Here is an 11617-nt window from a genome sequence, read left to right as displayed (position 1 = left end):
GAACCATATTTTCTATATTTTCTGAAATATCAACACCCGGATAAACCACACTGATATTTTCATTATTAACATTAAAATTAGTCATTATATCGTTTTTAAGAATATTTGAGACAGTAAATATGTGTCTAAACCCCTTTTTTAACCATTTTTTCTGATATTTAAAATGATTAAATTTTTTGAGTTTAAGTAAAATTGCATCAAAAGGATTTTCCAGTTTTAGGCGATGAGCTAAAGAATGTCCCTGAAAAAATGCCATATCAACAGGTGGTGCCATACTATCAGTTATTACCAGATCATAGTTATTTTCATCTATATGTTTTTGTATTTCTTGAAATAATTTTTCCATAACAACCGGATCTTTATAATAATACGATTGCCCAATTACTGTTATATTATTTATTCCGGGAAGATCAGGAGTGTCTGATTTGCCTATATATTTGCTGCAATACAAGTCTACAGTGTAATTACTTTCAATACACTTATTTATAAGCTTATAAAACAGCTTTTCTCCACCGCTGTGGAAATTATTTTCTCTAAAAACATTAATTATAAAGGCAAACTTCTTCATACTTCTCAGCTTTCTATATATGATAATTATAGCAAGATAAGTTCTTCTAATTATGTATAATTAGATATTTATAATAAACTAATTATATTATGGGTAAGCTGATCGATTTTAAAAAATTTTATCAAAATATACTTTTTGCTGACAGGTTTTTGAAAATAGCAAGAATTTTTCATTTTGAAAAGATCTCCTGGTCCTTGTTAAACCTGGAACCCAGGGATAAATGTCTGTTATTAGCTCCTCATCCTGATGATGAAACTGTCGGATGCGCCGGATTGCTTCTAAAATACCCTAAGAACTTTGATATCGTATGTATAACTGATGGCAGATGTGGGAGTTATGATCATACTCCTGATGAAACAATCGATATAAGAAAAAGAGAGTTTGAAGAAGCCATGGAAAAATTTGGCATAAGCTCTTATTCTTTCCTGAATATTGAAGATAGAAAATTAATCAATAATTATTCTATATTTAAATCACTTAATATTAATGATTATAATTATATTTTATTGCCAAATTATTTTGACCAGAACAAAGACCATAAAGCTGTTACAGTCTTATTGCAAAAGCTTTTACTAAATAAAAAGTATAAGAGTGGCCTAAAAATTGTATTTTATGAAGTATGGAGTGCGCTTCCATTGCCTAATTACTTTTTTGATATTTCAGATGTAATTGAAAATAAAAAAGAGCTTATCAATCTTTACCAGTCTCAAGTGAAGTATGTAAGCTTTGTTGATGGCATAATAGGACTTAACAGATATAGAGGAATGCAATCAAATTGCCATTATTCAGAAGCATTTAGTATAATTGATGTTAAGACTTTTATGAAGCTTTAGATAGAAAATTCAAGAATGAGTGAGATTTTAAAAATAGAGAAAACTGAAAAAGAATTTATAGGGATTAATTATGGAATTAAAGTATTTGAAGAATTCGATGATACTTTAATTTTAAGATGGTCAGATTTATATAATAAAGGTGCAAATTATAATTTATCTCATGAATGGTGCCAGCTCTGGTTTAAGTATTTTGCTAAAAAACAAAAACTACATATAATAACATTCTGGGAAGATAGAGATTTAAAGCTGTTAGCACCTTTTCAGATAAGTAGAGGCAGATTATCGCTAATAGGTACAAAGCCTGATTTATATGATGAATTTAATATTTTATATCAAGATTCCAGATATATTGATAAATTATTAGAATATATAGATCAGAATAAGCTTGAAATTAACTTTAAACACATAAATAGCGAAACAGAAATTGCAAAACACCTGATAAAAAGGTTCTATACTAAAGCAGTAAGACAAATATCTCATGTTACAGAGACAAAACCATACATTTCGGGCTCTTTTTCTACTAAAAATACTATTGAAAGCGACATAAAAAGATGCAGGAAAAATGCCATAAAGCAGTATAAAGAAGATTTTGCTTTTGAATATTCAGTAGAAAATAAACAGGGTTTTATCGATGAATTTATCTCTTTCCATACTTATAGATGGAATGGTGGCATGTTTGTTAAGAAGGCTAATTTAATTAATTTCTTCAAAGATGTACTATTAAATACAAATTCAGCTATATTATCAAGGTTATATTTCCCTGTTAATAATAAAACGGCTGCTTTTGGCTTTGGATATCTGGATTCAAACAACAAATACTGGTATAGCATGACAGCTTATAATCACGACTACAAGAAGGTTTCTCCCGGCAAAGTTATGTTATTTGATATGATAACTGAATCATTTAATAGGGGGATAATGCATTTTGACTTTGGTAGAGGCTCGGAAGCCTATAAAAATTGGTTCTCAAATAGTGAAAGCATTTTATTCAATATAGCAACTTACAAACATCGAGTAATGGTGGTTAAAATCAGAACTTTAGTTGAGAAAATTCTAAAAAAGATATACGGATAGTTATAATTGGGTCTATGAAGGAGAAAGATATTGACTGAAATAAATTCAAATAAGTTTGCAAGTGTTATCGCAAGAATGATGGATAACAAATTAGCTAAAGACATAGTTATTCTTGATATCAGTAATGTATCTATAATGGCGGATTACTTTGTAATATGTAGTGCTGAAACAACCACTCAGGTTAGAGCTTTATCAAGCTCTATACGTGAAAAAGTGAAGGAATTATTTGGTAGAATTCCTGCAGGGGATGAAAGCGATGCTAGAAATAGATGGAATTTGCTAGATTATGGCGATGTTATAGTTCATGTCCTTCATAGAGAAGAAAGAGAGTTCTATGCTATTGAAAAATTCTGGAGCCATGCCTGCACAATAGATGAAGAAACCTGGATGAAAGAATCCGAGGATATGAAAGATCAGTTAAGATAAGCATTATAACCAAATAAATAGAATGATTGCAGATCTTAATTGCAGCAATACTCTAAATTTGCTTATATTTTACAAGTCCCATCAGTGCACTAAATATTATGAAATTGGGAATCCATGCAGCTAAAACTGGCATTATTATCCCTATATGAGCAAGCATTCCTATAAACGGAATCATTATAAAGTATAAGAAAATTAAAGCAACACCTATGGTAAACCCGAGAAACTTCTGCTCCCTTGGTTTGCCAAATCCTAATATTACTCCACATAAAGCAAATAGTACGCAGCTGAATGGCTGAGCAAATCTTTCATAGTATTTGCTTAATATGTAATTATACTCATTTTGCATATCAGCTGAATTTAAAAGCTTTAAGTAAGATTTGAGCTCTGATAACCTCATCTGTTCAGGCTTTTTTGTAGAATATTTTAAAAGATTATAAGCTTTTGTAGCTGATTCAGGAGTAAGGGTTTTGATAGCTTGAAATGGTTTAATACTCTTATAAACTCCATCAGGAGCAATCTGATACTGAATTCCATCCCTTAATGTCCAGTAATAGTCACCTTGTATAGCATAACCTGCTGTACTAATACTGCTTATAAGAGGTTTATCTGCACTTACTGTATCTGAAAATTCAAATGATTTTATATTCCTAATGTCTTTACCGTTATAATTGCCTATAATTAATATTTCTTTTGGCTTACCTGATTTTGTTTTATTAACAAAAACAAAATGATCTTTGTTGACTTCGTGTTTCAGCACTTTAAGTGTAGTTGTGCTATATGGAATCAAGTATTCATGAATTAAAAAGCTTGATACAACACCAAACAAGCTAAGAATAAGTATTGGAATAACTAGCCTGTAAAAGCTGACTCCAATACCTCTTAATATTGTCAGTTCTGAATCTTTGCTTAACTGGTCAAATACCCATATGCTTCCAAGCATTAAACTTGCCGGAATTAGGGTTCCCAGGATTTCTGGTATTTCAAGAAAGAAAAATTTAACCGCAACCATAGGTGATATTTGTCCATCAATAGCTTTCTTTATGATTTTAAAGAGTATCTCAGGAGAGATCCAGACCACTACAAATGCAATTAATCCTACTATGGTTGCAAATGCTACTTGCTTGAAAATGTATCTATCAATTAATTTCATCTTATTCACTTTATTTATAACTGAAAATCTTGACCGAGATAATATTTTTTAGCTATAGGATCGTTGGAAACTTCAGTATTTGTTCCAGCTACTTTAATACAACCGTCAAAAATAATGTAAGCCCTATCAGTAATGGATAGCGTAGCTTTGGGATTATGATCAGTTAATAAAATTCCTATACCCCTTTTAGTTAAACCTCTTATATTTTGCTGGATATCCATAATTGCAATAGGGTCAATTCCAGTAAAAGGTTCATCTAATAGAATAAATTTTGGATCAGCAGCAAGTGCTCTGGCTATTTCTACCCTTCTTCTCTCTCCTCCGGATAATTGAATACTGGCACTTTTTCTGATTTTAGTGAGGCCAAAGTCTTCTAGTAGGCTATCTAGCTTTTCTTTACGTTGTTTATTATTTATTTTTTTATTCATTTCAAGAACAAGCATAATATTTTCTTCTACAGTTAACTTTCTAAATATTGAAGGTTCCTGAGGAAGATAACCAATGCCGGCTCTGGCTCTTTCGTGAATAGGTCTGCATGTAAGGTCTTTTTCATCAATTATAATTCTTCCCCCGTCAGGCTTGACCAGACCAACAAGCATATAGAATGTTGTTGTTTTTCCTGCTCCATTTGGCCCTAAAAGTCCGACTACCTCACCAGGATGAACTTCAAAAGTTATATCATTAACCACAGTTCTATCGTTATAAATTTTTTTTAGTCCATGTGCGATTATTGTCATTGATTTTTCTTGTCCTTTATTCCTGTTTATTTTATGTCATTTACCGGGGTGAAATCATCCAAGTTGATTTTTTCTTCTTTGTTAGTTTCTTCAGTGGTTTTAGGTTGTTTTTTAGTGCTTGAGTTTAGTTTGTTATTAAGTCCTATCTGAGTAAATTGGCTTCTTACATTTCCTTCTGCTGTGAAGGTTTTAGGATTGACACTAAGTTCAAGCTTATCTGCTTCTACTGTACGGCTTCCTTCCTGAATTTTTGATCTACCCATAAAGACTATCTTATTAGGTTTATGAGTCTTAGTATCCGGCAAAAATGTGGCTTTAGGCCCTGTTGCAATATAATCTTTATAAACTATCTTTACACGACCACTTGTTATTAAAGTATGGGTATTTTGATCAAATTGCTGATAATCTGACCAGATTGATACTTGTGTCATATCTTCTAAAGTGGTTTGTGATTTAGCGCTACCTGATGCTATAAGCTCATTAGATATTGGATTAAAAAGCAAGTTTGTAGCATTTACAATATTTTTACCTTGAACTACTTTAGCTGAACCTATAAGATTTATTAGTTCCGGCTTACCTGATTCGTTTATTTTAATTTTTGCGTTAGTTGAATTAGCTTTAATTTCTTCATAATTTATAATTACATTGCCTGTAGCTGTAATTATGTTACTCTCCATATCAAATTCTTGCTCATCAGACTTGATAGTGGCTATAGGTTTTTTATTTTCAGTAATCGTTGAACTTGGATTTCCCTGAGCTCTAATCTTGTTTTCAAGTATAGATACTTTGATTATATTAGCCTTAACGCTACTTTTTGAATTACCATCAATTTTTATGGCTTCAGCCCCTTGTACAAATGTTGCGGCTTGAGGGTTTCAATCTTGGCCGGGTTTCAGAAAAGCTTTTGGACTTTTAATTGAAATGTTGTCAAAATCTACTTTTACATTTCCTTCAAAAGTCATCAGGTTGTTTGCAGCATTATAGTTTTGTTTATTTGCCTGAACAATAACATTTTCAGCCAGGGCTGGACAAATAGCCTTTGATATAACAATTAGTAGCGTGATTATTAAAAATAATTTTCTCATATTCCAGTCTCGCATTTATTAGATTTATTGTAACCCATTAATTTTTCTTGTACACATTAGTCTCAGAATTTCCCATTAATTTAAGGTATGTAAAATCAGTATTAAAAGATGATTTGTCGCTGGTTATAATTAGTTCATCTGATTTTTTGATTTTAACGTTTCCTTTAGCCAGAATTTCATCTTTACCACCAGTCCAAGTTAATTCCTTGGAGGTGATAAGAATATCGTTGTTTGTAGCTGCTCTTGAGCCACCTGATAATCTAATTTCCTTATTTCTAGATATATATGTAGCTACTGGTGCATCAAAACTTAGAACAACCTTGCCTTCTTTATAAAAGTTGCCCTTTATATTGGTTAGTACCGCCATATTTTTATTATCACTATATTGTCCTGAAGTTGCATAGACCTCCCAAAATTTTTGTCCTTCTCTTGTTTCAGTGATAACAAGTTCCTCAATATTGGCTCTTTTGCTATCGTTATTAGATTCATCAGATAAAAGATTTATGTCACGTGTTATATTTGAGGATATGTTGAATGCCAAAAAGCCCAGAATAGATAAAATTCCTATTACAGTTGTTAGAATTACAGATTTTTTTGACATCTAAATTTTTCCCTGGTTTTTTATCAATTAGTTCGGATAAATACAATTAAACAACAACTAAATTAACATGAAAAGCTTTTATGTATAAACGTTTTTAAATAATTAAAATTATAATAGTAACTACGAAGATAACTTAGAACTTTAAGACAAGTCTGAATGCTTCAAAGACTATAATCGATAACTTAAGTTAGGTGATATTATCACCAAAATTATTAATCGATTTCTTAAAATTTTCAAATTTTAGTGCCGCAAATTATCTCTTTTGCTTTATAAGAACTTCTTACAAGTGGAGCTGAAATAGGGTATTTAATGCCTGTTTCAAGTGCTAATTGTTTTATATGGTCGAATTCTTCTGGCTGTAGATACCTGGAAACTTCCAGATGATTTCGAGTTGGCTGGATATATTGGCCTACTGTTACAATATCGCAATTATGCTCTTTTAGATCCTGTAAAAGCTCACTAATTTGTTTAAAGGTTTCTCCCAATCCAACCATAAAGCCTGATTTTGTATATATTTCATGGTTTTCAGACTTAATATATTTAATCATTTCAAGAGATCTTTTATATTCGGCCTGAGGTCTAACTTTGGGGTAAAGCGTCTCTACAGTCTCAATGTTGTGATTAAAAACATCGGGCTTAGCCTCAATTACTACATTGATGGAATCTAAATTACCCTGAAAATCAGGTGTTAAAACTTCAACTTTTATTTCATTGTCAATTTTCTTGATTGATCTTATTGTATTGGCAAAATGCATTGCTCCGCCATCTTCCAGATCATCTCTGGTTACTGATGTCACAACTACATAATTTAGTCCTAATTTTTTTACTGCTTCAGCTATGAGATCAGGCTCATTGGGATTTATTGGTTCAGGAATTCCACTATTTACGCTGCAAAATTTACAATTTCGTGTACAGGTGTTGCCTAAAATCATAAATGTTGCAGTATTTTTTGAATAACATTCACTTTTATTAGGGCATCTTGCGCTTTCACAAACAGTGTTAAGATTATTTTCTCTCAGTATTTTTCTTACTGTTCTTGTTGTTTCGGTATCTATTATTCCTCTTTTTACCCATTCAGGCAGCTTTTGTCTCATTATCTTTCAAGTCTTTCTAGTGGTTAATTTATAAAATCCTAATTAATATTATACAGTGAGTCATTCCCTGTATTCTTTATTATTATTTGGGCAAATGTAAAGGATGTCCATCTATTCCTAAAAAAGCTTCATAAAGAGCTTCCGAGTTTGTCGGATGTGCAAATACTGTTTCTTTTAATTCTTCTGGAGTTAAATTTGAATTCATGGCTATTGCAGCTTGTTGAGTCATATAGTCTCCACCATCTGCAATTAGATGTACTCCTAAAATCTTGTCTTTTGAGGCTAAAACTTTAATAAAACCCTCTAGTTCATCTTCTATAATTGTTTTACCTATAGCACTCATGGGGAATAAGCTTTTTTCATAGTCTATATTTTGAGCAATTAATTCATCTTCAGAACATCCTACAGAGCCAATTTCAGGAGTGCCATATATAACTTTTGGTATGGTATTGTAGTTTATATTAGCTTGTTTACCAAGCAGTATATTTTCTACTGCTTTAACTCCCTGATGAGAGGCAACATGAGCTAAAAGTAGCTTTCCTGTAACATCACCAATTGCATAAATGTTGTCAATATTTGTTTTGAGATTATCGTCAACCTGAATATATTTATTGTTTGTAATAATACCTATTTCATCTAACCCTTTTATATCTGAATTAGGAATCCTACCGGCTGCTAAAAATATTATGTCAGGCTGAAATTCCTTACAATTTTGAAGAGTTACAGTTTTATTTTCAATTTTTTCAACTTTTGTTTCGGTGTAATACTCGATTTTATTTCTTTTAAATATCCTTTCGAGCCTTTCGGATATACTGCTATCAAGCATAGGAGCCAGTTTTGAAGCAATTTCCACTAATATAACTTTTTTACCTAAACTGCTAAATATTCTTGACCATTCAATTCCACTTGCGCCGCTGCCAATTATCATTATGGAATCAGGAAGTTCTTCTAAAGCTAAAATATCATTCGTATCAAGAATAAATTTATGATCTATAGGTAACCCTGGCAGTGATACAGGTCTTGATCCTGTAGCTAAAATCAGATAATCAAATTCTACTTCCTGAATTCCTTGAGAATTGGTAACTTTTACCATATTTTTGTTTTCTATGGCTGCTTCACCGGAAATAATATCAATACCATAGCTTTTAATGAGTTGAGAAAGGCTTTTTCTTAGTTTTTCAACTATAGTCAATTTGCGATCTGATATTTTTTTGTAATCAAAAGTTAAATTTTCAATGTTTATTCCAAATTTAGAGAACTTTTTAGCTTCATTATATCTGTCAACACTGGCTAAAATAGCTTTAGTCGGAATACATCCCCAGTTAAGGCACACGCCTCCAATGTTTTCTTTTTCTATTAAAACGACTTTAGCGCCAAGCTGTGCAGCTCTTATTGCGCTAACATAACCACCAGGTCCTGCTCCAATGATTGCTATATCGTATTTCATAAAATTTATCCTAATAATATTTCATTAAAACAATATCATTAATATTTCTATTATTAAATGGTTTTTCTAGCCACATTTCCAATCTTAAAATATTAAAAACTGGGTTAAAAGTATAAATATTAAAATCATGGAGATAAAAATGAGAAAGATTATAGTTTTTATTCTTGGATTGTTTTTAATGGTTTCTTCAAATGCTTATGCTGAAAAACCCTCAAACTTAGCGGAAAATGTAAAAACAATAAAAAATAACAAAAAACAAGTCAAAAAGAATTCTAAATCAAATGCACCTAAAAGAAGCGGGGCTCGTAAATCAAAAAGCTGTAATTTACAAAATGGTAAATTAACAGGTTGTGGTCATTAATGGATGAAGACCTAATGCTGGCAAAGTGTAAGGTCTTTTTTCTATTGACTGCTATTTATTAGAAATTTAAATCTCCGATTAATAAGGATAAGAAATAATATTACTTGGCTTAGATGAATGGCTGATGATAACTCCTTATCTAAAGAGGTAATATTCTTTTAAAACTTGTCTAATATTTTAATATCCATAGAGATTAAATCTATATTTTCGTTTTATTAGAGAGATTTTTAGGGGTTATAAAAAGTATTAATTATCATTAGAGAAGGAAGAAGATTATGCCAAATAAGATAAAATTGCTTATGGTAGAGGACCATAAATTATTAAGAGTTGGTTTAAAGGCTATTTTTGAAGAATATCCAAGTCTTGAAGTAGTGGGAGAGGCAGAAGATGGTCAAACTGCCGTTAAGCTTGCTAAGGAACTTAATCCTGATATAATTTTAATGGATATTGGCCTTCCTATAATGGATGGGATTGAAGCTACCAGGAAAATTAAGGATGCAAATCCTGATGTAAAAATTGTTATATTGACTTCTCATAGTGATGAGAATGAAGTTATGCAAGCACTTGCAGCTGGTGCAAATGCTTATGCAATGAAAGATATCAAAACAGAATATTTAATTATGGTTATTGAATCTGTAAATGAAGGTGCAATTTGGTTAGATCCTACCGTAGCTAAAATAGTTAAGGAAAAAAATCCGGCTTTATTACACGGACCAAATGGAAATAAATCTCAGTCAAGATCTGACTTTAAAGCTGATCATGCTAATTTAACTGAAAGAGAATATGAAGTATTGAAGTTAGTTGTGGAAGGCAAATCCAATAATGAAATTGCCAACGACTTGAAAATTAGTGAGCATACTGCAAAAGCTCATGTGTGTAATATTATTCAAAAATTGGTGGTTGATGACAGGACACAGGCTGCTGTTAAGGCCATAAAAGAGGGTATAGTATAGATTTATTCATGTAAAACCCATAAGTCGCATGAATTAATTCCATAATTTTCATGCATGCCAAGTTCAGCACTTGACTGAATCCTTTGTGCTGCATATTCTATTTATACTCTGCAGGACTATTTAGAGAGAAATGTAAATAAAAACTCAATTGTCGTTTAAGTGATAAAATATAATGTAATGCAAGTAGATTTTGAAAAAGGACTCTAAAATGGCTGACGATGCAAGACAATTAGATATTTTGCAAGACTTGAAGCCAGATAAGTATGATTGTCAAAAAAATGAGCAAAAATATCAATCAAGTGAGCTTGTTAATCCATCTTTTGCTCAAAGGGGATATATACAGGTTTATACAGGTGATGGCAAGGGTAAGACTACAGCTTCTTTAGGTTTGACGATGAGAGCTCTTGGTAGAGGATGGAATGTTCTTATTGTTTTATTTACTAAAGGTGGCGATAATTATGGAGAGTTGTACTCTTTCAGATCATTAAGCCCTGATCTTATGAAACATTTAACTATTGTGCAAGCAGGGTTAAATAGAATTGTCTATGCGAATAATATGACTGAATCGGATCAATTAGAGATTACTAACGGTTGGGAAGTGGCTAAAAAAGCAGTGCAGTCCGGGAAATATCAGCTTATCGTTTTAGATGAAGCTAATATCGCTATTGAACTTGGTTTGATTGATCTTGAAGATATGAAAAATTTTCTCAAGAATAAATCTCCTGAATTGGAGATAGTTTTAACAGGTAGGCATGCACATCCTGAAATTATAGAAATGGCTCACTTAGTATCAGAAATTAGGCCGGTTAAACATTATTGGGATATTGGTGTTGCTGCAAGAAAAGGTATTGAATATTAATAAAGGTGCTTACCTAGAATAAAGTGTCATTGCGAGGTGGCTAAGCCACAGTGACATTGTCAACAATCTTTCTTTAATATACAAAATCATTGATAATATGTTTGTGCCTCTGGCGCCGTGGCAATCTATCCACTTTATACTATTTTCAATAAAGTATATTTATTCCGTCACTGGTGCTAATGCACATAATTAAGTCCTCGTTGGAATGATTGATGACTTAAATAAGTGATGTTATTACCTTCGCATTTTCAAGGCTCCTCCATAAACATACTTTATTTTCATACTCGATAGACTGCGAATTAGTATGAGAAACAATTCCCCTGTCATTGCGAGGGCTTTAGCCCGTGGCAATCTATCCATTTACAAGCTATTATCCTCACGTCGCTTCGCTTCTCAGGATGACAGTGTGTATTGTTGGAAGCAGGAGAG

At 31.8% G+C, this 11617-nt stretch carries 13 protein-coding genes and 1 pseudogene; 6 read left to right on the top strand and 8 right to left on the bottom strand.

All coding sequences use genetic code 11. The annotated features are described in order from the left end of the window. Positions 1-568: pseudogene (locus A2255_00665) on the bottom strand (hypothetical protein). 89 nt (positions 569-657) lie between these two features. Between A2255_00665 and A2255_00660 the strand changes: the two are divergent. The 3 genes from A2255_00660 to A2255_00650 all read left to right on the top strand — a co-directional run bounded on the left by A2255_00660 (position 658) and on the right by A2255_00650 (position 2901). Beyond that, positions 658-1401 carry a hypothetical protein gene (locus tag A2255_00660; GenBank protein ID OGI21814.1) on the top strand — a complete coding sequence of 248 codons (744 nt, stop codon included), beginning with the start codon at positions 658-660 and terminating at the stop codon, positions 1399-1401. 15 nt (positions 1402-1416) lie between these two features. Next, positions 1417-2475 carry a hypothetical protein gene (locus A2255_00655; protein ID OGI21813.1) on the top strand — a complete coding sequence of 353 codons (1059 nt, stop codon included), beginning with the start codon at positions 1417-1419 and terminating at the stop codon, positions 2473-2475. A gap of 75 nt (positions 2476-2550) precedes the next feature. Further along, entirely contained in the window at positions 2551-2901 is a 351-nt protein-coding gene (locus A2255_00650) for a ribosome silencing factor (protein ID OGI21817.1), read from the top strand. Positions 2902-2953: 52 nt separating this feature from the next. On the opposite strand, the gene A2255_00645 is transcribed toward A2255_00650, so the two are convergent. The 7 genes from A2255_00645 to A2255_00615 form a co-directional block, all read right to left on the bottom strand. Then, positions 2954-4051: a hypothetical protein gene (locus A2255_00645; GenBank protein ID OGI21812.1), complete on the bottom strand. Its 1098-nt coding sequence runs from the start codon at positions 4049-4051 to the stop codon at positions 2954-2956. 14 nt (positions 4052-4065) lie between these two features. Further along, positions 4066-4788: an LPS export ABC transporter ATP-binding protein gene (locus tag A2255_00640; protein ID OGI21811.1), complete on the bottom strand. Its 723-nt coding sequence runs from the start codon at positions 4786-4788 to the stop codon at positions 4066-4068. 26 nt (positions 4789-4814) lie between these two features. Continuing rightward, the gene (locus A2255_00635; protein ID OGI21810.1) at positions 4815-5465 is read right to left on the bottom strand and encodes a hypothetical protein; all 651 of its coding nucleotides are present in this window, start codon (positions 5463-5465) and stop codon (positions 4815-4817) included. A gap of 198 nt (positions 5466-5663) precedes the next feature. Beyond that, on the bottom strand, positions 5664-5873 hold the full coding sequence (locus A2255_00630) for a hypothetical protein (GenBank protein OGI21809.1): 210 nt from the start codon (positions 5871-5873) through the stop codon (positions 5664-5666). A gap of 37 nt (positions 5874-5910) precedes the next feature. Further along, positions 5911-6474 carry a hypothetical protein gene (locus A2255_00625; protein ID OGI21808.1) on the bottom strand — a complete coding sequence of 188 codons (564 nt, stop codon included), beginning with the start codon at positions 6472-6474 and terminating at the stop codon, positions 5911-5913. 233 nt (positions 6475-6707) lie between these two features. After that, on the bottom strand, positions 6708-7568 hold the full coding sequence (locus A2255_00620) for a lipoyl synthase (protein ID OGI21807.1): 861 nt from the start codon (positions 7566-7568) through the stop codon (positions 6708-6710). 82 nt (positions 7569-7650) lie between these two features. Next, positions 7651-9024, bottom strand: coding sequence for a dihydrolipoyl dehydrogenase (locus A2255_00615; protein OGI21806.1), 1374 nt, complete (start codon positions 9022-9024; stop codon positions 7651-7653). 130 nt (positions 9025-9154) lie between these two features. Here A2255_00615 and A2255_00610 point away from each other — a divergent pair, with 130 nt between their 5' ends. The 3 genes from A2255_00610 to A2255_00600 all read left to right on the top strand — a co-directional run bounded on the left by A2255_00610 (position 9155) and on the right by A2255_00600 (position 11188). Continuing rightward, positions 9155-9376: a hypothetical protein gene (locus tag A2255_00610; GenBank protein OGI21805.1), complete on the top strand. Its 222-nt coding sequence runs from the start codon at positions 9155-9157 to the stop codon at positions 9374-9376. Between the two features lie 287 nt (positions 9377-9663). Beyond that, the gene (locus A2255_00605) at positions 9664-10329 is read left to right on the top strand and encodes a hypothetical protein (protein OGI21816.1); all 666 of its coding nucleotides are present in this window, start codon (positions 9664-9666) and stop codon (positions 10327-10329) included. A 337-nt stretch (positions 10330-10666) separates the two neighbouring features. Beyond that, positions 10667-11188: a hypothetical protein gene (locus A2255_00600; protein OGI21815.1), complete on the top strand. Its 522-nt coding sequence runs from the start codon at positions 10667-10669 to the stop codon at positions 11186-11188. Positions 11189-11617 lie beyond the last annotated feature (429 nt).

Source organism: Candidatus Melainabacteria bacterium RIFOXYA2_FULL_32_9 (genome assembly GCA_001784615.1).
Lineage (GTDB): Bacteria > Cyanobacteriota > Vampirovibrionia > Gastranaerophilales > UBA9579 > UBA9579.
Note: the sequence above shows the minus strand (reverse complement) of the source record. Positions and strands in the feature narration are given on the sequence as shown.